At 67.1% G+C, this 21,722-nt stretch carries 20 protein-coding genes; 3 read left to right on the top strand and 17 right to left on the bottom strand.

What is annotated here, in order from left to right:
- Positions 1-78 precede the first annotated feature (78 nt).
- From AC5JDC_RS23535 to gstA, 3 genes are all read right to left on the bottom strand, one after another.
- Positions 79-1,464 (bottom strand): M20/M25/M40 family metallo-hydrolase, encoded by a 1,386-nt coding sequence (locus AC5JDC_RS23535; protein ID WP_495845102.1) that lies wholly within the window; start codon positions 1,462-1,464, stop codon positions 79-81.
- Positions 1,465-1,869: 405 nt separating this feature from the next.
- A complete protein-coding gene (locus tag AC5JDC_RS23530) occupies positions 1,870-2,259 on the bottom strand; it encodes a nuclear transport factor 2 family protein (protein WP_495845100.1) in 390 nt (129 codons plus the stop codon).
- Positions 2,256-2,870, bottom strand: a complete 615-nt coding sequence (gene gstA, locus AC5JDC_RS23525) for a glutathione transferase GstA (RefSeq protein WP_495845098.1) — start codon at positions 2,868-2,870, stop codon at positions 2,256-2,258. Before gstA ends, AC5JDC_RS23530 begins: the two co-directional genes overlap by 4 nt.
- Positions 2,871-2,991: 121 nt before the next feature.
- Between gstA and AC5JDC_RS23520 the strand changes: the two genes are divergently transcribed.
- Entirely contained in the window at positions 2,992-3,387 is a 396-nt protein-coding gene (locus AC5JDC_RS23520) for a winged helix-turn-helix transcriptional regulator (RefSeq protein WP_495845097.1), read from the top strand.
- 76 nt (positions 3,388-3,463) lie between these two features.
- On the top strand, positions 3,464-6,457 hold the full coding sequence (gene polA / locus AC5JDC_RS23515; protein ID WP_495845095.1) for a DNA polymerase I: 2,994 nt from the start codon (positions 3,464-3,466) through the stop codon (positions 6,455-6,457).
- 157 nt (positions 6,458-6,614) lie between these two features.
- Here the strand turns inward: polA and AC5JDC_RS23510 are convergent, their stop codons facing one another.
- The 14 genes from AC5JDC_RS23510 to AC5JDC_RS23445 form a co-directional block, all read right to left on the bottom strand.
- A complete protein-coding gene (locus AC5JDC_RS23510; protein WP_495845108.1) occupies positions 6,615-7,322 on the bottom strand; it encodes an ABC transporter ATP-binding protein in 708 nt (235 codons plus the stop codon).
- The gene (locus AC5JDC_RS23505) at positions 7,322-8,050 is read right to left on the bottom strand and encodes an ABC transporter ATP-binding protein (protein WP_495845106.1); all 729 of its coding nucleotides are present in this window, start codon (positions 8,048-8,050) and stop codon (positions 7,322-7,324) included. The genes AC5JDC_RS23510 and AC5JDC_RS23505 overlap by 1 nt, the downstream gene beginning before the upstream one ends.
- Entirely contained in the window at positions 8,047-9,036 is a 990-nt protein-coding gene (locus AC5JDC_RS23500; protein WP_495845093.1) for a branched-chain amino acid ABC transporter permease, read from the bottom strand. Before AC5JDC_RS23500 ends, AC5JDC_RS23505 begins: the two co-directional genes overlap by 4 nt.
- The gene (locus AC5JDC_RS23495; protein WP_495845091.1) at positions 9,033-9,914 is read right to left on the bottom strand and encodes a branched-chain amino acid ABC transporter permease; all 882 of its coding nucleotides are present in this window, start codon (positions 9,912-9,914) and stop codon (positions 9,033-9,035) included. Before AC5JDC_RS23495 ends, AC5JDC_RS23500 begins: the two co-directional genes overlap by 4 nt.
- The gene (locus AC5JDC_RS23490; protein WP_106772812.1) at positions 9,915-10,208 is read right to left on the bottom strand and encodes a type II toxin-antitoxin system RelE/ParE family toxin; all 294 of its coding nucleotides are present in this window, start codon (positions 10,206-10,208) and stop codon (positions 9,915-9,917) included.
- Entirely contained in the window at positions 10,205-10,489 is a 285-nt protein-coding gene (locus AC5JDC_RS23485) for a CopG family ribbon-helix-helix protein (RefSeq protein ID WP_495845089.1), read from the bottom strand. The genes AC5JDC_RS23490 and AC5JDC_RS23485 overlap by 4 nt, the downstream gene beginning before the upstream one ends.
- 80 nt (positions 10,490-10,569) lie before the next feature.
- Positions 10,570-11,871 (bottom strand): ABC transporter substrate-binding protein, encoded by a 1,302-nt coding sequence (locus AC5JDC_RS23480; protein ID WP_495845086.1) that lies wholly within the window; start codon positions 11,869-11,871, stop codon positions 10,570-10,572.
- 113 nt (positions 11,872-11,984) lie between these two features.
- Positions 11,985-13,499, bottom strand: coding sequence for a hypothetical protein (locus AC5JDC_RS23475; protein WP_495845084.1), 1,515 nt, complete (start codon positions 13,497-13,499; stop codon positions 11,985-11,987).
- 90 nt (positions 13,500-13,589) lie between these two features.
- Positions 13,590-14,597, bottom strand: a complete 1,008-nt coding sequence (locus tag AC5JDC_RS23470; protein ID WP_495845081.1) for a DUF1513 domain-containing protein — start codon at positions 14,595-14,597, stop codon at positions 13,590-13,592.
- Between the two features lie 183 nt (positions 14,598-14,780).
- Complete coding sequence (locus tag AC5JDC_RS23465; protein WP_495845080.1) at positions 14,781-15,743, bottom strand: imelysin family protein; 963 nt, start codon at positions 15,741-15,743, stop codon at positions 14,781-14,783.
- A 401-nt stretch (positions 15,744-16,144) separates the two neighbouring features.
- On the bottom strand, positions 16,145-17,632 hold the full coding sequence (locus AC5JDC_RS23460) for a di-heme oxidoreductase family protein (protein ID WP_495845104.1): 1,488 nt from the start codon (positions 17,630-17,632) through the stop codon (positions 16,145-16,147).
- A 199-nt stretch (positions 17,633-17,831) separates the two neighbouring features.
- Positions 17,832-18,317, bottom strand: coding sequence for a bacterioferritin (gene bfr / locus AC5JDC_RS23455; protein WP_106772817.1), 486 nt, complete (start codon positions 18,315-18,317; stop codon positions 17,832-17,834).
- Entirely contained in the window at positions 18,283-18,594 is a 312-nt protein-coding gene (locus AC5JDC_RS23450) for a bacterioferritin-associated ferredoxin (protein ID WP_106772818.1), read from the bottom strand. Before AC5JDC_RS23450 ends, bfr begins: the two co-directional genes overlap by 35 nt.
- A 69-nt stretch (positions 18,595-18,663) precedes the next feature.
- Entirely contained in the window at positions 18,664-19,965 is a 1,302-nt protein-coding gene (locus AC5JDC_RS23445) for an imelysin family protein (protein ID WP_495845077.1), read from the bottom strand.
- A gap of 484 nt (positions 19,966-20,449) precedes the next feature.
- On the opposite strand from AC5JDC_RS23445, the gene AC5JDC_RS23440 reads away from it, so the two are divergent.
- Positions 20,450-21,700, top strand: coding sequence for an NAD(P)/FAD-dependent oxidoreductase (locus tag AC5JDC_RS23440; protein WP_495845076.1), 1,251 nt, complete (start codon positions 20,450-20,452; stop codon positions 21,698-21,700).
- Positions 21,701-21,722 lie beyond the last annotated feature (22 nt).

Below are 21,722 nucleotides of genomic sequence, written 5' to 3'. Positions count from 1 at the left end.
AGCCATCGCCAAAGGTTGGGTTCTCAGAGATGTGTGCATGCCGTAGCCACTTCGTGGGGGCGAGGAAAGGTGCCCAGCTTACCGCGTCAGCGCGTCGAGGATGCGTGCCCAGGAGCGCTGGCCCTTGTGGAAGGAGGCGAGGTCGTATTTCTCGTTGGGCGAATGGATGCGGTCGTCGGATTGGGCGAAGCCGACCAGCAGCGACTCCATGCCGAGAATCGTCTGGAAGTCGCCGACGACGGGAATGGAGCCGCCGCTGCCGACCAGCACCGCGGCCTTGCTCCATTCGTCGGTCAGCGCCTGCTGCGCCTTGGTGAGGAAGGGCGACTCGTAGGACAGCTGGATCGCCGGCGAACCGCCATGCGGATGGAACTCGACTGAGCAGTCGGCCGGAAGCCGTTCGCGCACGAAGGCACGAAAAGCCTCGCGGATCTTCACCGGGTCCTGCTTGTGGACAAGGCGGAAGGAGACTTTTGCGAACGCCTCGGCGGCGATCACGGTCTTGAAGCCTTTTCCGGTGTAGCCGCCGGAGACGCCGTTGAACTCGGCGGTCGGCCGCGCCCACACCAGCTCCAGCACCGAGCGGCCCGTCTCGCCGGCCGGCTCGGACAGGCCGATGGGGCCGAGGAAGTTCTCGGCCGTCTCACCGAGTGCTTCCCACGACTGCAGCACCTGCCGCGGCGTCTCCTCCACGCCGGCGTAGAAGCCCGGGATGGTGACGCGGCCAGTCTCGTCGTGGATGTCGGCGAGGATGCGGGCGAGGATGCGAACCGGATTGGCGGCCGGCCCGCCATACATGCCGGAATGCAGGTCGCGGTCGGCAGCCTTGACGACCACCTCCTCGCCCACCAGCCCGCGCAACGAGGTGCAGATCGAGGGCGTCTGCCGGTCCCACATGTCGGTGTCGCAGACCAGGGCGAAGTCGGCCCGTAGCTCGGCGGCGCTGGCCTCCAGGAACGGCTTCAGCGACGGCGAGCCCGACTCCTCCTCGCCCTCGAACAGGAGCGTGACGCGGCAGGGCAGCGTGCCGTGCACCGCCTTCCAGGCGCGGCAGGCCTCGACGAACAGCATGAGCTGGCCCTTGTCGTCGGAGGAGCCGCGGCCGGTGATGACCTTGCGGCCGGGCTCCAGCTCCTTGACTTTCGGATCGAAGGGATCGTCGTGCCATAGTTCAAGCGGATCGACCGGCTGCACGTCGTAGTGTCCGTAGAACAGTATGTGCGGCGCGCCGGCCGGTCCGTCGTGATCGGCGACGACCATCGGATGGCCGGGCGTGTCGCGCACGCTGGCGTCGAAGCCGATGGTCTTCAGGTCCGCCATCAGCCACTCCGCCGCCTTGCGGCAGTCGGCCTTGAAGTCCGGGTCGGTCGAGATCGACCTGATGCGCAGCAGCGCGAACAGCCGCTCGAGGCTTTTGTCGAGATCGGCATCGAGACGGTCAAGGACGGGGACCAGCGCGGACATGGGCGTACCTCTTTCGATTGGCGGCGCACCCTAACGACAGGAAGGGACAACGGAAAGAGCGGGATGGTGGGCCAGGGACAGCGTGCAGCCAATGGCAGATTGCCGCGCAAAGGGGAGCCCCGGACAGAAAAATGCCGCCGTGGTGGAGGGGAACCACGGCGGCCTTACTGAAACATGCGGCAGCCCGGAGAGGGGGAAGGGGCTGCCGCACAGTCCGGGTAGGCGGGGGACGGGCCTTGACCGGACCCGGCATTAACTGCCGATGGATCGTATTTGGGGAGGCAAAAGTGGTGTTTCAAGGGCCGGCAATGTTACAAGTTCGTAATATAATCGTGATCGGCCGCCCTGCCCTTGAACGATCGCTGGCGGTGTCCTCCGCCGGCTCTGCCCTTGCCTTTTCCGTCGTCAGCCCTGGCGCAGGTCGTAGTGAAACACCTTCGCCATGATCTGCCAGCGGCCATCCAGCTTGACCAGCGTGAGCAGGTCGGTGAAGAATTTTGGCCCGATCGCGCAGTTGAGCCGCACCAAGGCGGTAACCGGCCCGGCCAGCTCGATCGACAGGATGCGGTCGGCGCGCGGCTCGTTCCGGCTTGCCGGCGACGGCCGCTTGTCGACGACGGGAAAATACTCGTCCATCGTCAGATGCAGCAGCTCGCCTTCGCTGGCGCAGGCGTAGATCGCCTTGGGGTGGAAGATCTTCGCCAGCCGCGTCGTGTCGCTATGGTAGAGCCCGTCGAAATAATCGGCCAGCGCCTCGGCGATCTCGGCATAGGCGCGCGAATGGGGTTCGCTCATGCTGCCACAAGCCCCTCGGCGGCGAGAGCGGCCTGCACGGTCGGGCGGGCACGGACCCGCTCGACGAAGGCGGCGAGTTTCGGCCATTTGCCGAGATCGACACCGGTGCGGGCGGACCAGTTCGCCACCACGAAGAGATAGGCGTCCGCCACCGAGAAGGTCCTGCCGAGCAGATGGTCGCGACCGTCGGCGAAGAGCTTTTCAAGATAGTCGAGGCGGTTGCCGACATTGGCGCGCGCCGTCGCCTTGGCCTCGTCCGAGGCGGCCGGATTGAACAGCGGGCTGTACGCCTTGTGCAGCTCCGCCGAAACGAAGTTCAGATGCTCCTGCAGCCGCGTCCGGGCAAGCGTGCCCGGCTCGGGGGCGAGGTCGCGCGCCTTGCTGGCATCGGCGAGATGCTGGACGATCGCCGCGCCTTCCGTCAGCACCTCGCCGTCAGCCAGCCGCAGCGCCGGCACGTAGCCCTTCGGATTGATGGCGCGGAAGTCGGCGCCGGTCTCGGTGGTCTTCGTAAGGATGTCGACGCGCTCGAGTTCGAAATCGTGGCCGAGCTCGCGCAGCACGATGTGGCTGGTGAGCGAGCAGGCGCCGGGGGCGTAGTAGAGCTTCATGAACTGGTTCCCTTGCCAGGAGTTGGCAGCATGGCTGGTAGCAGAGGCAGTAACAAAACGGAACCACATAACTTGTGGTAAGCATGCTTTTCAGGTATCCCCGCGGTAACCGGAGCGCGCCATGCCCCTTAAGGTCCGCAAGAACAAGGCGCCGACGCCGCCGTCCGACTGCCCGCTGGCCGAATGCATGGCGCTGCTCGGCGGCGCCTGGACGCCGCACATCATCTGGTATCTCTCGGCCGGTCCGCGGCGCTTCGGCGAATTGCGAACCGACATGCCGACGGTCTCGGCCAAGGTGCTGACCGCCCGGCTGCGCGACCTCGAGCGCAAGGGCGTCCTGTGGCGCAAGGTGATGCCGACGTCGCCGCCCTCGGTCGAATATGGGCTCACTGAGCTCGGCAACGAGATGATGCCGGCGATCTCGGCCATCGTAGAGATCAGTTGCAGGCTGAGGGACGGCCACGCCTCGCATTGGCGGGGCAGGGACGGCCGGCGGGCGGTGGCCGACGCCGTCTGATCGGGCATGTCAGGAGGCGTTCGCAACGGCCGTTGGCCCATGGACAGGTATCGGCCGGCGGGCTACCCCTATCGCCATGAAAAAAGGCGATCATCTCTTCCTCGTCGACGGCTCCGGCTACATCTTCCGCGCCTATCACGCGCTGCCGCCGCTCAACCGCAAGTCGGATGGCCTGCCGACCAGCGCCGTGCTCGGCTTCTGCAACATGGTGTGGAAGCTGGTCCAGGATGCGCGCAACACGGACGTCGGCACGGCGCCGACGCATTTCGCCGTCATTTTCGACTATTCGGCAAAAACCTTCCGCAACGAGCTCTACGCCGAATACAAGGCCAACCGCTCCGCCCCGCCGGACGACCTCATCCCGCAGTTCGGGCTGATCCGCGAGGCGACGCGCGCCTTCGACCTGCCGTGCATCGAGATGGAAGGTTTCGAGGCGGACGACCTGATCGCCACCTATGCGCGGCTCGCCTGCGAAGTGGGCGGCGACACCACCATCGTCTCCTCCGACAAGGACCTGATGCAGCTCGTCGGGCCGACGGTGAAGATGTACGATCCGATGAAGGATCGCCGCATCGGCATTCCGGAAGTCATCGAAAAATGGGGCGTTCCGCCCGAAAAGATGATCGATTTGCAGGCGATGACCGGTGATTCCGTCGACAATGTGCCGGGAATTCCGGGTATCGGACCGAAAACCGCGGCACAATTGCTGGACATCTACGGCGATCTCGACACGCTGCTCGCCCGCGCCAGCGAGATCAAGCAGGAGAAGCGGCGGGAAAACATCATCGCCAACGCCGACAAGGCGCGCATCTCGCGCGAGCTGGTGCGGCTGAAGGACGACGTGCCGGTGACGGAGGGACTGGAGGCGTTCGGCCTGCAGCCGCCGCACGGGCCGAAGCTGATCGCCTTCCTCAAGGCGATGGAGTTCACCACGCTGACACGGCGCGTCGCCGAGGCGACGGGTACAGACGCCGCCGAGGTCGAGGCCGCCAGCGTCAAGGTCGACATGGCCGATCTGCACGGGCCGGATGTGGGCGCGGGCGCTCCCCTCGAGGGGACGGCGCAGCGGCCGGAGGTGGTAGCCTCGGAAGGCACCGCCGGAACGTCGAGCACTGCCGCAACAACCCCCTCCGGCGGCTCCGCCGCCACCTCCCCCTCGAGGGGGGAGGCGACTCCCGCTGCGCTGAGCGCCCTGCGCGCCCAGCAGGCCGCCTCGTCGAAGGTCGACCAGAAGGCCTATGCCTGCATCCGCGACCTCGCCACGCTGCAGCAATGGATCGCCGAGGCGCGCGCCGCCAGCGTGCTTGCCTTCCGCGTCGAGGCAACGTCGCTCGACCCGATGCGCGCCGAACTGGTGGGCGTCTCGCTGGCGCTCGGTCCTAACCGTGCAGCCTATGTCCCGCTGGCGCACAAGTCCGGCGACGACCTGCTGGCCAGCGGCCCGATCTCGGACCAGATCCCCGTCCGCGAGGCGCTCGCCGCGCTCGCGCCGCTGCTCTCCGACCCCTCGGTGATGAAGGTCGGGCACAACCTCAAATATGACTGGTTCGTGCTGCACCGCCACGGCATCGACATGGCGCCCTACGACGACACCATGCTGCTGTCCTATGTGACGGACGGCGGCAGCGGCGGCGGCCACGACCTGGCGTCGCTGGCCGACAAATGGCTCGGCCTCGACGTCATTCCCTTCAAGGACCTGGTCGGCTCGGGCAAGAAGCTGGTCAGCTTCGACTTCGTCGCGATCGAGCGCGCCACCGTCTATTCGACCGAGGGCGTCGACATCGCGCTGAGGCTCTGGACCCTGCTGAAGCCGCGCCTCGTCGCCAAGGGCATGGTCTCCGTCTACGAGCGGCTGGAGCGGCCGCTGGTGCCGGTGCTGGCGCGCATGGAGGAGCGCGGCATCCTGGTCGACCGGCAGATGCTGTCGCGGCTGTCGGGCGAGTTCGCGCAACGCGCCGCCGCGCTGGAGGAGGCTGTCTACCAGGCCGCCGGCGAGCGCTTCACCATCGGCTCGCCGAAACAGCTCGGCGACATCCTGTTCGGCAAGATGGGCATTCCCGGCGGCTCCAAGACAAAGTCCGGCCAGTGGTCGACCACGGCGCAGCTGCTGGAGGAGCTGGCGGCGGAAGGCTACGAGTTGCCGCGGCGCATCGTCGACTGGCGCCAGCTCACCAAGCTGAAGTCGACCTATACCGACGCCCTGCCGGAATACATTCACCCCGAGACGCGGCGGCTGCACACCTCCTACGCGCTTGCCTCCACGCCGACGGGCCGCATCTCGTCGTCGGAACCCAATCTCCAGAACATCCCGATCCGCACGGCCGAAGGCCGGCGCATCCGCACTGCCTTCATCGCCGACAAGGGCAACAAGCTGGTTTCGGCCGACTATTCGCAGATCGAGCTCAGGGTGCTCGCCCACATCGCCGACATCCCGCAGCTCCGCCAAGCTTTTGCAGACGGCGTCGACATCCATGCCATGACTGCTTCGGAAATGTTCGGCGTGCCGGTCCAGGGCATGCCGTCGGAAGTACGCCGGCGCGCCAAGGCGATCAATTTCGGCATCATCTACGGCATCTCGGCCTTCGGCCTGGCCAACCAGCTGTCGATCGAACGCTCGGAGGCGGGCGACTACATCAAGAAGTATTTCGAGCGCTTTCCCGGCATCCGCGACTACATGGACAGCCGCAAGCAGATGGCGCGCGACAAGGGTTATGTCGAGACGATCTTCGGCCGGCGCATCCACTATCCCGAGATACGCTCATCCAACCCCTCGGTGCGCTCCTTCAACGAGCGCGCCTCGATCAACGCGCCGATCCAGGGCTCGGCCGCCGACATCATCCGCCGCGCCATGATCCGCATGGAGGATGCGCTGCGCCAGGCCGGCCTGTCGGCGCGCATGCTGCTGCAGGTGCATGACGAGCTGATCTTCGAGACGGCGATCGAGGAGGTCGAGGCGACCTTGCCGGTCGTGCAACAGGTGATGGAGAATTCGGCCATGCCGGCCGTCTCGCTCGCCGTGCCGCTGAGGGTCGATGCGCGGGCGGCCGACAACTGGGACGAGGCGCATTGAACGCCTGCCAACCCGCTTCGCCCTCGTCGCCTCGCGGAGCAGCCCTCCGTCCATCAACTTGCAAGGTGGCCCGGGCCGGTGAGGGCAACCGGCGCAAGCCAACTCGTTGGTATCTTATCTGCCTGCCGCCATCTTCTCTTCGCAGCCGGCGGAATTCCTACCCCACCCCCACATAGCGGTTCACCATCGCCGGATCGGCCCGCACGGCTTGCACGTCCACCGTGGCGCGGACGCGGCCGTTCTCGACAAAGGTGACGCGGTCGGCGACCGGCAGCACGGCGTCGATGCGCTGCTCGACCAGCAGCGTCGAGACGCCGCGCTCGCGCAGCCGCGACACCGTCTCGCGGATTCTTGCGATCATCGACGGCATCAGGCCTTCGGTCGGCTCGTCGAGCAGCAGCACGTCCGGCTCCAGGCAGAGCGCTCGCGCCATCGCCAGCATCTGCTGCTCGCCGCCCGACAGCGTGCCGGAGCGCTGCTTCAGCCGCTCGCGCAGCAGCGGGAATAGGTCGAGCACCACCTCGCGGGTGGCGCCGCCCCTGCCACGCGCCATCAGGCCGATCTCGAGGTTCTCAGCCACGGTCATCTCGGCGAACAGCCGGCGTCCCTGTGGCACATAGGCGATGCCCGCCTTCGGAACCTCGTGCGCCGGCAGGCGCGTCAGTTCCGTGCCGTTCAGCGCGATGCTGCCGGTCCGTGCCGGCAGCAGCCCCATGATCGCCTTCAGCGTGGTCGTCTTGCCGGCGCCGTTGCGGCCGAGCAGGCAGTGCACCTCGCCGGCTTTCAGCTCCAGCGACAGGCCGTGCAGCACCTGCACGTCGCCGTGGAAGCAGTCGAGGTTTTTGATCTCCAGCGCGGCCGGCATCATGCCGCCTCCGTGCCGAGATAGGCGGCCTGCACCTGCGCATTCGCCCTGATCTCGTCCGGCGTGCCTTCCGCCAGCACCTTTCCTGCATCGAGCACGGTGATGCGGTCGGCGAGCGCCATCACCACCGGCATGTTGTGCTCGATCAAAAGCACCGTCGCGTCGCGCGCGATCTCGCGCACCAGCCCGACGAAGCTGTCGATCTCGCCGTCGGAAAGCCCCTGCGTCGGCTCGTCGAGAATGAGCAGCCGCGGCTTCAGCGCCAGGCCCATCGCCACTTCGAGCAATCGCTGGTGGCCGTAGGACAGGGCGCCGGCCGGCGTGCCGGCGCGGGCGGCGAGCCCGGTGCGCGACAGGGCCGCCATGACGCCGTCGCGCAGCCGGCCCGATCCGCGGCCGTCGGCCAGCGTGCGCTGCACCGGCAGCGCGACATTGTCGAACGCCGTCAGGTTGGGGAAGACGCTGGTGATCTGGAAGGTGTAGGCGATGCCGGCCCGCACCCGCTCATGCGCCGGCCTCGCCGTGATATCGCGGCCGTCGAAGACGATCGTCCCGGAGGTCGGGGCGATGCGGCCGCAGACCAGGCTGACGAAGGTGGTCTTGCCGGCGCCGTTCGGGCCGATGACGGCGCGGACCTCGCCGGGCGCAACCGAGAAATCGACATGGTCGACGGCGCGCAGCCCGCCGAAGGCCTTGCAGAGGTCCGTCGTGGTGAGCAGCGGCGTCACGGCAGCCATCTCACCCACCGTTCGCGTATTGTACCAAGGATGCCCTTGGGGAAGAACAGGACGAGCACCACCAGGGCCAGCCCGACGATGCCGAGATGGCTGACGTTCCAGCCGGGCAGCCAGGCCTTCAGCAGGTCGCCCGAGCCGTCGATCAGGTAATACATCAGCAGCGTGCCGAGCAGGGGGCCCAGCGTCGTCGCCGCGCCGCCGAGCAGCACCCACAGCAGCGGCAGGATGGAATACTGCACCGAGGCGAAGCTGGCGCCGACATAGCCGAACAGGATCGCATAGGCCGCGCCCGCCGCCGCGCAGATCGTGCCGGAGACCATGGTCGCCGCCAGCTTGCCGACAAAGACGTCGAAGCCCAGCATGCGGGTGCGCTCCTCGTTCTCGCGGATCGCCACCAGCACCCGGCCGAAGGAGGAACGCACGATCGCCAGCGTCAAGGCGAGCACGACGGCGAACAGGATGAGTGCCGCCATGTAGCGGGTCGCCGGGCTGGTGAGATCGAGATCGAAGCCGGCAAAAGAAAGCCGCCGCTCCGCCTGCTGAATCACCAGGCCCTCGTCGCCGCGCGTCCAGGATCCGAAATAGAAGGTGAGCAGGTAGACCACCTGCGAGAACATCATGGTGACGATCATGAACGCGACGCCGGTGGTCCGCAGCGCCAAAAATCCGATCGCCAGCGACAGCGCGAGGCCGGCGGCGAGGCCCGTGGCAAAGCCCGCCCCAGCGCCCCAGCCGAGATGCACCATGGGGAGCCCGGCACCGTAGAGGCCGGCGGCGAAGAACATGGCATGGCCGAGACTGAGCAGGCCGACATAACCGAACAGGAGGTTGTAGCCCATGGCGAAGACGGCGAGCACCATGACACGGGCAAGCACGCCGTGATGGTAGTCGGGCAGCACGAAATTGAGCGCGAACAGCGCCGCCACGACCAGCGCGTGCAGCAGCCAGGTTCGGATCGACGTCTCCTCCCGCGTCATCGCGCCGCCGTTCCGAACAGGCCCTGCGGGCGGAAGACCAGCACCATGGCGACAAGCAGCGTGGCGATGATCTTGGCGAGCGTCGGCGAGAAGAAGACGGAGATGATGCCGTCGGCGAGCCCGATCAGCACCGCCGCAAGCACCGTGCCGCGCAGCGAGCCCAGCCCGCCGATGATGACGACGATGAAGGAGAGCAGCAGCGGGTCGCGGCCCATCAGGTAATGCGCCTGGCTGATCGGCACGATCAGCACGGCGGCGATCGCCGCGAGCATGGCGCCCAGCGCGAACACGCCGGCATAGACCGTCTCCACCGGTATGCCGAAGGCGCGCGCCGTCTCGCCGTCGTACTGGGTGGCGCGCATGACCAGGCCGATGCGGGTCCTGGTCAGCACGAACCAGGTGGCCAGCAGCAGCGCGGCGGAGGCGGCGATCACCGACAGCTTGTAGCCGGAATAGCCGAACCAGGGCAGCTGGACGCGCACATTGAAGGGGGGCGGCACCGGCCGGGCGTCGGCGCCGTAGAAGGTGAGCGCCGCCTGTTGGATGATGTAGAGGATGCCGATGGTGGCGACGATGGTGGATTCGGGATTGTAGGCAAGTTTTCGCAGCACCAGCCGCTCGCACACCAGCGCCACCGCGCCGACGATCAGCGGGCTGACGACCAGCGCCGCCAGGAAGCCGAGCGCGGGGTGGCCCGTGACCAGCGACGCCACCCACCAGGCGAGCACGGCTCCCAGCATGTAGAACTCGCCATGTGCGACATTGACCACGCGCATGACGCCGAAGACCAGCGACAGGCCCAGCGCGGTGAGCGCCAGCACGGCCGACGTGACCAGGCCTTCGAGCGTGGCCAGCAGCAGGTGGGGTCCGAAGCCCATTCAGTTGTCCTCGCCGAGGACGGGCGGCCATTGGCGGGCGGTGTGGAGGATGGCGTGAACATAGATCGCGTCATCCTGGATTTCGTAGACAAGACGGTAACTCGGATGGGGAATCAGTTCGCGTGTTCCCGGCAACTCACCCGGCCGGCCCATATGAGGGAATTTGGCCGCTCTTTCGGCCGCATTCTCGAAAAGAAGGTCCATTTTCGCAGCGGCAATCGGATTGTCGGCTTCGATGAAATCGAAGATTTCGTTGCGGTCCTGTTCAGCATCTTCGGACCAGCGAACCTTCACGCATCACCCTCATTTGCGTTTCGCAGGATTTCTTGGCGACGCCGCCGGAAATCCGCTTCCACCTCTTCTCCCGAACGCCATTTTCCAGCGGCGATAGAGGCGCGCGAGCGCTCCACCTTGCGCCGTAGGAACTCCACATACTCCCGATCCTGCTGCACATAGTCGCGCATGAACTCGCGCACGAGCTGCGATGCGGAACGGTCGTCCCGCTTGGCGGCGGCCATGAACGCATCGCGCAGCTCGGACTCGAGTTTCATCGTGAAGACGGCTTCCTTGGCCATGATCGACTCCTATCGAGATACTGACGCCGTATATACCACGTCAGTATCTCTCGTCCAAATGCATCGACAGGGACCCGCCCTCACAGCGGCTGCGTCGTGTAATCCCCTTCCGGCTCGTAGAGGCCGTCCTCGATCGAGGTGCGGTGCACGACCTTGAGCTTGCCGCCTTCCACCCTGGAGATGTTCTGGTGCCCGAAGCACTGGTGGATCTTGCCGTTGAAGGTCTTGTCGCCCTGCGGGTGCTCGGGGCCCTCGGCGAAAGCGGTCAGCGCCTCGGTCGCCTCGACCAGCTTGGCGCGGTCCTCCGGCCCCTTGTAGCCGGAATCCTCCATCGCCTTCTTGATGACGTAGAGCGTCTCCCAGCAGCCGAACATGTGGGCGGCCGTCGACACGTCCTTGGCGTCGCCCACCGCCGCGCCGTTCTCGTCGATGCCGACGGCGGCGCGGTAGGCTTTCTGCGCCTCCGAATCATTCTCCTGCGCATAGCGCGGCGACCCTTCCCAGAAATGGCTGCCGTCCAGGAACTCCAGGCCGGGGCTGTTGATGTCGACCGCCTCGAGGCTGTCGATGAAGCCGAAGAGCTGTGGGCCGCTGGAGCCGTAGAACTCGCCGAGCTCTTTGACGAAGGTCAGCACCGCCGGGCCGACCATGACGTGGTAGAGCACCTCGGTGTCGGCCGGGATCTGCGGGAAATATTTGGTGAAGGAGCTTTCCGTCGGCGGGATGGCGATCTGCGCCAGCACCTCCGCGCCCTGCGCCTTCAGCGCGGGCGGCAGATAGTCGCGATGGTCGTAGCCGAAGGCGAAGTCCGGAAAAATCTGCGTGACCTTCTTGCCGACATTGCCGGCGATCCACGGGGCCATTGCCTGGATTTGGCTTTTCACGTCGGTGATGCCGGGCTGGAAGACGTACCGGTTGAGCTTCGTCGAGGCGACGTGGTGGCCTTCGCTGACGACGAAATAGGGCAGCTTCGCCTCGCCCGCGGCCGGAGCCGAGCCGATGACGACGTGGCTGAACAGCGTGCCGTAGGCGACGTCGACCTTGTGCTGGGTGGCGAACTTGCCCACCACCTCGGCGCCGCGGCCGGGATCGGTGCCGTCGTCCTCGATGATCACCTCGACCGGCCGGCCGTTGATGCCGCCGGCGTCGTTGATCAGCTTGACCGCCGCGGCGGTCGTCTTCTCGTACCAGCGGCCGTAGGCGGCGCCGATGCCGGTGCGATGCGACTGGAAGCCGATCTTGATCGGGGCGGAACTCTGCGCCTGCGCATAGCGGACGAAGCCGGGCGCGGCGGCGAGGCCGGCGGAAGCGGCGATGCCCTTGAGGGCCGTGCGGCGGCTGAGACGCGTTCCGGCGATGCCGGAGGCCTTTTTGCTAGTCATGGTGGTTCCCCTGGTCGTGGGGTCCGCTCCGACCGTCACCCGCGACGCCCGGCGCCCCAACTCATTCGCATACAAACTAAACACCAATCCCGAGGTGCCGCAAGGGCAGGCGCTCATCCCGCCGTCGGCGTCGACAGCAGCCACAGGCCGAAGACGGTGTAGCCGATCATCAGCAGCGTCAGCGGCACTTGCGACAGCCCCGCCCTGCCCGAGCCGCCGGACAGCCGCCAGGCCAGCCCGTGCGCCAGCGCCACCGCCAGCACATGGCCGCCGATGATGGCGAAGGCCTGCAGGTTCCAAACGAGCCGCGCCTGCTCGTAGCCCATGACCACGCCGGCCGAGACCGGCCAGTAGGCCGTGCCGAACAGGTTCCAGCCCAGCCCGAACGGGTCGGACAGCGCCACCAGCGCATACTGGCCGTTGACCAGCAGCGCCGTCAGGTAGTGCGAGAAATGATAGGCGAGCGCGATCGGCACGATCGACCAGACGAGCAGCCCGGCCGCCTCGACGCTTCGGCCTTTTCCGACGAGCCGCCGGCCGATGGCCACGCAGATCAGGAACAGCGCCGACAGGGCCGCGAACGTCATCAGCAGCCCGGCGCCGTTGATGCCTTGCATGGCCGAGCGGCCGGGGAATTCCAGCGGGTTGATGCCATTGGTGCCGAGCCACAGGAAGGTTTTCGACAGGCCGTCGAAGGAGACGGAGGCCAGCACCGCCAGCAGCAGCAGCGTGCCGGAGAGCGGCAACGGGCTTTCCCTCCACAGCTTCGCGGCGGGCAGGCAGATGCTCAGCCTGCGACCCTTCTCGGTCTCCCGCGCATCGAGGATGCCGAGCCGCGACACCAGGCGGAAGAACACGGAGAGGAACTCGCCCTGCCGGCTCCACGCGTCGTGGCCGAAGACGAGCATGGCGGAGAAGGTGAACAGCCAGTAGCCGCCGGCCGCGATCGCCAGCCGAAAGGGATCGTCCGGCGCCACGTCGATCAGCTCGAACCAGGCGAAGCCGCCGAACAGCATGACCGCCGGCCAGTAGCCGAGCCTTTCGGGATAGGCGCGCGGCGCCGGCAGCACGGCCCGCGCCAGCCGCACCGGCGCGTACCACGGATCAAGCCAGTGCCATAGATTGCCGAAAAAACCCTGGACGAGCGTGAGGCCGACCCACAGCAGCGTCCACACGACCAGCGGCAGCGGATTGGACAGCGGATCGCGGCTGCCGAAGGTGCCGGCGGCGATCAGCGCCGCGAGGACGAGAAAGCTCGCGAGGCCGGTCCAGGAACGCAGCCCCTCTGGGATCGAAACCAGCGGCAGCCGCCACGCCGCCAGCTTCTCCAGCGGCCGCCGCTGCACGGCCAGCAGCGCCACAAAACTCGCCGCCACGGCTATGGCGCCGCTGACCAGATAATAGCCCGTCGGCAGCAGCAGCACGTAGCCGCGCTCCGAGGCGTGGGCGAAGGCGGGGACGGGGGTGAGAAGAAGTGCAAGAAGGGAAAGGCTGAGCCGGATCGCCGGAAATGGCGTGGTCCAAACGAGCGTGAGGCTCTTCGCGCGCCCCTCTGTCCTGCCGCCGATCTTCCCCCTGGAGGGGGAGATGTCCGGCAGGACGGAGCGAGGGTGCGACGCGCAGTGCATGGCCCCGCCTCTAGCTCATCGCCTGATAAACAGTCATGACTTTTCTTCGAGGCTTGCCGGCCGATGGCAGGGCATATCGTAAGCTGTAGCTTACAGATCGATCCGCAGCATGTGGTTGTCCCACACATGTTGCGTATCGGAACTGGCATCGCCTCGCGGCGGTACGATGTCGCCCTTGCCGGTGCTGGCCAGGAAGCCGGCGCCGTCCGGCGCGATGCCGCACACCTCGATCAGATCGCGCGTGGCTACCACGGTCCCGGCCTTCGCATCGAGGACGACCAGCGCGTTGCCCTGCGGCGACGACACGGCGACCATGCCGGCGGCCGGATTGGCGGCGACTGACCCGACATAGTTCTGCAGGCCGAGCAGCACCTTTTCGGGCAGTTCGACCAGATCGAAGCGCTCCCCCATGCGTGCCCTGCCGACCAGCGCCGGCCGTTCGCTCATCGGCCCTTCGTGCTGGCAGCCGAACCACAGCGTGCCGCCGCCGTCGAAGGCCATGTGGCGGATCGACAATTGATGCAGCTTCGGGTCGAGCGCATGTTTCTCGACCAGCGCGCCTGTGCCGCCGTCGACGAAGGCGAGCGACGGCTGCATGGTGGCGATGTTGAGCTTTGCGCGGCCGAAATCCGGATGCGTCTCGATGCCGCCATTGGCGATCGCCAGCATCCTGCCGTCCGGGCAAAGCAGCAGCTCGTGCGGGCCGACGCCATGGGTCGGGAACTCGCCGATGCGGCGGAAGGCGTCGGTGGCGTCGTAGACGCCGACCATGCCGGCGGCGTTGTCGAAGTTGTTCTCGGTGGCGTAGAGCAATTTTCCGTCCGGCGAGAACACGCCGTGGCCATAGAAATGCCGGCCCTCGGCGCTGGCGATGGTGGCGGGCCTGTCGCGACCCTTGGGATCGAAGACCACCGCGAAGGTGCCCGGCTGGCGGGCGAACACCACCGAACGCCCCGATACCGGGTCGAAGGTGACGTCGTGGCCACGTTCCGGCAGGTCGAGCGCATGCAGCAGCCGGCCGTCCTCGGTCAGCACGCCGACGCCGTAGCGGCCGTCGCGGCTTTGGTAAGCGGTGGCGAACACGGCGTCGGTGGACATCGCGGCCGCGCCCGGCGCCGGTGCCAGCCCGGCAAGGAATGAAGCGCCGGCTGCTTTCAGGAAGTGGCGGCGATCGAGAAGCGGCGTGCGCGTACCGCTCCTTGTCCAGCTTGGGTCCCTCTCCGGGGAGAGGTGGCCCCGACGGCCGGAGAGGGGATGCTTCTCCTTCGACGAAGCCATTGCTCAATCCCCGTCCAGCGACGAGAAGCCGGCGGACAGGCCGAGCGCGCCGGCCATGTTGACACCGAACAGCTCCGAGAGGTGCGAGGTGATCAGCCGGAACGCCGGCAGGCTGCCGCGCTCGGGAGCGGCCAGGACATCGGCGACCGGGCCCTTGGCCGCCTCGAGCATCCGCGCGGCCGTCCGGAATTCGAAGCCGATCGACTGGGCGATCCAGGCGGAGTCGGGCGGCAGCAGTTCCGCGAGTTCGGAAGCATCGAACAGCTTCTGCAGGCCGCGCATGTTGGCCTGGAGCGACAGGGCCGTCGCGCCGGAGCGCCAGAAGATGGCCTGCCGCGGCTTGTCGTCCTCGGCTGTCTGGCCGAGAAAGCCATTGAGGCGGACGTCGCGCGTCATTTCCAGCCCGTGGACGAAGACGTCGAACAGCTCCGTCATCGCCTCGTCGTCCGTGCGGTAGAGCGTATTGCCGGCGCCGGGGTTGGCCCAGAGCCGGGCGATGCCGTCCGGCGCCCGCCAGGCATCGTCAATCGACGCCGCCATGCCCTCGATGTTGCGCGCCACCGCCAGCCCGTAGGCGCAGCGATAGGGATCGCCCGGCTGCTCCAGTGCCTCCGAGCCGCTGCCGAACAGCACGAATTCCAGCGCCCCCAGCCCCTGCATGGCGACGCTCTTTCCCTTCAGCGTCGCCGGATCGGCTGCGGTGGGGTCTTTGTCGGCGAGCGCGGCCTGAACCTGCTTCAGGCCGATGCTCTTGCGGTCGGGCCAGAACAGGATCTTGTCGAGCCGGTTTTCTTCCGTCACCGGGCCAAAGCGGATCGTCTCGACCTCGCCCCACGCGCCCACCAGGGTTTTGAAGCCGTTTCGCGCAGTTGCCAGCCTGCCCGGCGCCGGATCGGCGCACAACGCCTGCATGTCGCCGGCCTGCTTCGCCGCGGCCGCGTCGAGGGCGGCGTAGGCGGGGCGCACGAAACCGTCGATCGCCTTTTCGATCGTGGCATTGGCGGCGAAGGCGGGGGAGGCGCCACCCAGAACAAGGACGAAAGCTGAAAAGGATCCTCGAAGAACGCTGCCGTTTCTCTTTTCTGCGCCGCCGGAGCGCTTCGCCAGCGGTACGGCATGGATCCTAGGGTCTGCGCGCTTCGCTCCGCTCGCGCTCCGTCCTAGGATGACGAATTGTGAAGCCGCCTTCGACAGTCTTCGACACAGGCGATTGGCCGCAAACCCTGATGGCTTCGTCATCCTAGGGCGGAGCAGGAGCGAAGCGAACTGCGCAGACCCTAGGATCCATGCCGTAACAGTGGCAAAATGCTCCGGCGGTGTAGAAGAGGACTGTAGTCCGTCAACCGCTCCTTTGTTCGCTTGAGACATCACAGCGACTCCAAGAATTCCAGCAGCGCCTCGCGGTCCTGCGCGGCAAGCGCGGCGAAGGCGTCGCGCGCCTTTCCGCCCTCGCCGCCGTGCCAGAGGATCGCCTCCGTCAGGTTGCGCGCACGCCCGTCATGCAGGAAGAAGGTGTGGCCGGAGACCCGCTCGGTCAGCCCGATGCCCCAGAGCGGCGGCGTGCGCCACTCGCTGCCGCCGGCGTCGCCCACCTGCTGCCCGTCGGCGAGGCCCTCACCCATGTCGTGCAGCAGGAAGTCGGAGTAGGGCCAGATCAATTGGAAGGAGAAGGCCTTGTCCGGGGCGTCGCGGCGCGTCACGAATTTCGGCGTGTGGCAGGAGGCGCAGCCGAGGTCGTAGAACATCTTCTTGCCCGCCAGCACGTCCGGCTTGCCGATGTCGCGGCGCGCCGGCACGGCAAGGTTCTGCGAATAGAACGTGACGAGGTCCATCACCGGCGGCGGCGCCTCGACCGGGCCGAGCCGCTCCTGCACGCCGATCGGCATGGCCCGGCAGGCGGCTTGCGCCTCGGTGCAGTCGCCCCAGTGCTTCGGCACCTCCGGCGTCGAGATGCCGATGTCGCCGGCAAAGGCGTCGGCCGACTGCTGGCGGATCGACGGCGTCTGCGCCTTCCAGCCGAAGCGGCCGAGCACCAGCTCGCCGCTGAGTTCGTCGCGCACGATGTTGGGCCTTCCCGAAATCCCGTCGCCGTCGCGGTCGTCGGGATCGGCATTGGCGAGGATGTCGGCCGGGTGGATCTGCTCGACCAGACCGAGGCCGATCATCGGCGGGGTGACGCGCGGCGACAGCGTGGTGCCGGCGTGCAGCGGGCCTTGGGCAAGGTCGGTCACGCCGTAGGTCGGCTTGCGCAGCGACACGATCGTGCCGTCGGACAGCGTCGCCGGCATCTCCGCGTAGGAGATCGCCATCCTGCCTTCGCCCCTGAGCCCCGGCACGGCAAGGTCCTGCAACTGGCCGCCATAGACGGGGTCGGGGAAATTGAGCAGCTTGCGTCCGGCGAGCGCCTGCCTCTCCTCCTCGGTCTCCGCGGCGCGCGCCAGGCGGAAGAACATCGAGGTGGCGTCGGCGGCGCCCTCCGGCGGATGGCCGCGCCCGTCCTTCAGGTGGCAGCTCTGGCAGGCGCGGGCATTGAACAGCGGCCCCAGCCCGTCGGAGGCCTGGGTGGAGGACGGCGAGGACACCCAGACCTTGCGGAACAGCCCGTTGCCGAGCTTGAAGTCGCCCTCCTGCGCGAAGGTGATGTTGGCCGAGGACTGGGAAAAAGCGTCCTGATTGGGGCGCTTCTTCGTCGTGGCCGCCCCGCCGGGCAGCAGTTCGAAGGATTCCGGCTTGGAGAAGTCCGTTGCCGGGGCAGTGACCGCCTTCACGCGCGCAAGGTCTTTTGCCGGGATGTCGTCGCGGGTGGCGGGGAGATCGCCGGCAACGGCTGAGGGAGAGGAAACTATGGAGAACAGGACGGCGGCAAGAAGAAATGCCGGGGACAGCTTACTTTCTTTCCGCGGAAAGGCCGCGGCGCTGCAAAGCTGGCGCGGGCGGAAAAAAGTAAACTGTCCCCCGGGTGCGTCCGTCGCGGGCGAGCCGCGAAGGACGTACCGAAACCGCTCGAATGCGCTGCGGCGCTTAGAAAACCCTAGGCGCCGCATATTCGCATGCTCAGTGGGCGTCGTTCGCCGGTTCGGCGTTGAGAAGGCCGTATTTCTCCTCGCCGATCGAGGCGAGCAGGTCGAGCTGCGTCTCGAGGAAGTCGATATGGCCTTCCTCGTCCTTCAGCAGCTCCTCGAACAGCTCCATGGTTACGTAGTCGCCGAGGTCGTGGCTGATTTCGCGGGACTTCTTGTAGGAGGTGCGGGCGTCGTACTCGCCGGCAAGATCCGCCTCCAGCACTTCCTTGACGTTCTGGCCGATCCTGAGCGGCGCTACCGTCTGCAGGTTCGGATGCCCTTCGAGGAAGATGATGCGGGCGATGATCTTGTCTGCGTGATGCATTTCCTCGATCGATTCCGCCCGCTCCTTCTTGGCGAGCTTCTGGTATCCCCAGTCCTCGAGGAGCCGGTAGTGGAGCCAGTACTGATTGACGGCGCCGAGCTCCAGAAAGAGAGCCTCGTTAAGCCGCTCGATGACCTGTTGTTCGCCCTTCATGGCGCCTGCTCCCGTATTCAGACCGCAGTCCTCTGACGCGGTCTAGGTGTGAAACGACGTCCACCCCGTTCGCCTCCGAGCGGAGATGGTAGGCCTCGGTTACCCGAATGATCGTTTCCACCACATTTGGGAAGCAGCCGCAACAGCGCCCTCGCTTGCGGAGGCTGTGATAAACCTTCGCAGGCACGATGAGCGTCCACGGATCCTGCTCGAGCAGTTCAAGGATTGCTTCTTCGATCTCCCTTTCGGTGATGAGGTTGCAGTGGCAAATCAGCATGTCGAACTCTGGTCTGGCTGGCGGCGCGGCAGCCCGCGCCGTTTGGCTGTGTGGCGTCGGCCGCGGGCGTTACTGGAACACCTTGTCCGGCGCGTCGAGACTGTCGGAACCCTCGAAGGCGATGGAGTCGAGCTTGAGCGCCGCGACCGCGCGCTCGATCGATTTGGTCTGGTCCACCAGCGCGTCGATCGCCGCCTGCACGGTGGCGTTGCCATCCGCGTTGCCTTCGCCGATCTGCTGGTCATAGGCCTCGCCGCCCTCGGCGCGCGCCTCGATCGCCTCCATCTTCCCGACCGTGGTGTTCAGCTTGCCGACCAGCTCGGCGTCGACGGCCGGATCGGCCTCCTTCACCAGCGCCGAGATCGACGGGCCTTCCACCTTGCTTCCGTCGACGCGGGTGTAGCTGCCGGTATAGACGTTGCGGACGCCGACCGCGTCGTAGAGATGCGAGATATGGGTGTTGTCGGAGAAGCAGTCGTGCTCCTCCTCCGGATCGTGCAGCAAAAGGCCGAGCTTCATGCGCTCGCCGGCAAGCTCGCCATAGGACAGCGAACCCATGCCGGTGAGGATGGTGGCGATGCCGGCCTTGGGATCGCCGTCGGTCAGCGCCTTGCGCGCCGCGCCGTCGGCCTTCCAGTTGTCGACCATCTCCTGCAGATCGCTGACCAGGAGATCGCTGGCGGCGGCCAGATACTGGCCGCGCCGGTCGCAATTGCCGCCGGTGCAGTTGGCGGTGTCGTAATCGGTGAAGGGACGGTTGCCGGCACCCGGCCCTGTGCCGTTCAGGTCCTGGCCCCACAGCAGGAACTCGATCGCATGATAACCGATGGCGACGTTGGCCTCGATGTCGCCGGCCTCCTGCAGCGTGCCGGACAGGAACTCCGGCGTGATGGCGGTGGCGTCGACCTTCTCGCCGTTGATCTCGATTTCCTTGCTGGCGATGACATTCGCCGTATAGAGCGTGTTCTCGTCGGACTCGGTGCCGTAGCTCTTGTCGACGTAGTCGATCAGCCCCTCGTCGAGCGGCCAGGCGTTCACCCGGCCTTCCCAGTCGTCGACGATGGCGTTGCCGAAGCGGTAGGCCTCGGTCTGCTGATAGGGTATGCGCGCCGCCTTCCATGCGTCCTTGGCGGCGGCCAGCGTCTCGGCGGACGGCTTGGCGATCAGCGCGTCGACCGCGGCATCCAGTGCCTTGGCGGTGGTCAGCGCATCCTCGTAGCCGGCAAGCGCGATGTCGGCATAGGTCGAGAGCACCGCCTTCGGATCGGTGTCGGCCTTGGCCGGCAGGACGAAGATCGCCGCCGTCAGCGCCACCGTCGCCGCCAGCGCGGCAAGCCGGGTGGAATGCCGGGTCGTGGGGAATGCGCGCATCGTGCCGATCTCCTCAGCGGAAGCAGGTAATGAAGGCGGAAGCGGGCCGCGGACCCGCGAGCGCGGAGGGTTCGGCGGGCCCGGAAAGGCAGGCGCAGGCCTGCACCGGAGCCGTGGCGCCGGTCACCTCGCAGTGGCGCAAGGCTCGGGAAACAAACACGAAACCCTCCAATCGCATGGGGTCAAGGCCCAAACATCAAAGGCATGCACTTGTCGCGCATGCTGTCCCCTTACTGCCCGACATCTGTCCGAGTCAATCCCGTCCTTAGAAAAGCGACAATAAATCAATATGTTAGAACTATTCTAAACTGATCACCTTTTTCGTAGAGGGGACAGGTACTTGCACAGGTGTGCTGATTCGAGGCGGCCCGGCGGGATTGACAGCCGGCTGGCCAAAGTGCGACGCCCCGCCGCAGCCCGATGTCGGCGCCGGACATTTGCCGCTCCGGCGCGATCCTTAGAATTCGCGGGGAATGGTGAGAACATGAGCGACGGGGTCGTCATCGTTGGCGCGGGGCATGCGGGCGTGCAGGCGGCCGCCAGCCTGCGCGAGGAAGGGTTTTCCGGACCGGTGACGCTGGTCGGCGACGAGAACGAGCTGCCCTATCACAAGCCGCCGCTGTCGAAGGCCTTCCTCAAGGAGGCCGAAGCGAAGCCACAGGTGCTGCGCGCCGAGGCTTTTTATACGGGCGCCGGCATCGCGCTGCGCTTCGGCGAGCGGGTCATGGGGATCGACCGGGCGGCGCGCAGGCTGGAGCTTGCCGGTGGCGGCCGTCTCGGCTTCGACCGGCTGATCCTGGCCACGGGATCGCGGCCGCGCAGCCTGCCGCTCGCCGGCGGCGATCTCGCCGGCATCTTTTCGCTGCGCACCGTCGCCGACGCCCGCGCCATCCGCGAGCACGCGGCCGGCGCCGCCGACGTCGTCGTGCTGGGCGGCGGCTTCATCGGCCTGGAGATCGCCGCGACGCTCGCCGCCGGCGGGCGGCGGGTGACGGTGGTCGAGGCGCAGGCCCGCCTGCTCGGCCGCGCGGTGGCGCCGTTCATTTCCGCTCATGTCGTCGGCCGGCTCGCCGCCAGCGGTGTGCGGCTGCTGATGCAGACCACGGTCGAGCGGCTGGAGGGATCGGCCGGTCGCGTCGCCGCGGTGGTGACCTCGGCCGGCGAGCGCGTCGCCGCCGACATGGTGCTGGTCGGCGTCGGCGCCGTGCCGGTCACGGAACTCGCCGAGAGCGCCGGCCTTGCGACCGGCAACGGCATCCGCGTCGATGCGCAGATGCGCAGCTCGGTCCCGGAGATTCTGGCGATCGGCGACGCCGTCAACTATCGCCACTGGCAGTCCGGCACCGACGTGAGGCTGGAATCGGTGCAGAATGCCACGGATCAGGCGCGGCTCGCCGCCCGCACTATCACCGGCCACGAGGAGCCGTACATGGCGGTGCCGTGGTTCTGGTCCGACATCGGCGACATGAAGCTGCAGATGGTCGGCCTGCCGGGCGCAGGCGACCGCACGGTGGTCGCCGGCGACGCGGCGGAGAACCGCTTTTCCGTCTTCCACTATCAGGGGCCGGTGCTGACGGCGATCGAATCGGTCAACCGGCCGGCCGACCATATGCTGGGCCGGAAAATGCTGGCAGCCGGCTTCTCGCCGACGCCGGAACAGGCGGCCGGCGGCGAGCTCAAGGAGATTTTTGCCCGCTGGCAGCAGGCGGCGGCAGCGGGGGCGGCGGCGGAGTAGCGAGGGCCTTCCCTCCCCCTTG

This window comes from Kumtagia sp., from assembly GCF_059502445.1.
Note: the sequence above shows the minus strand (reverse complement) of the source record. Positions and strands in the feature narration are given on the sequence as shown.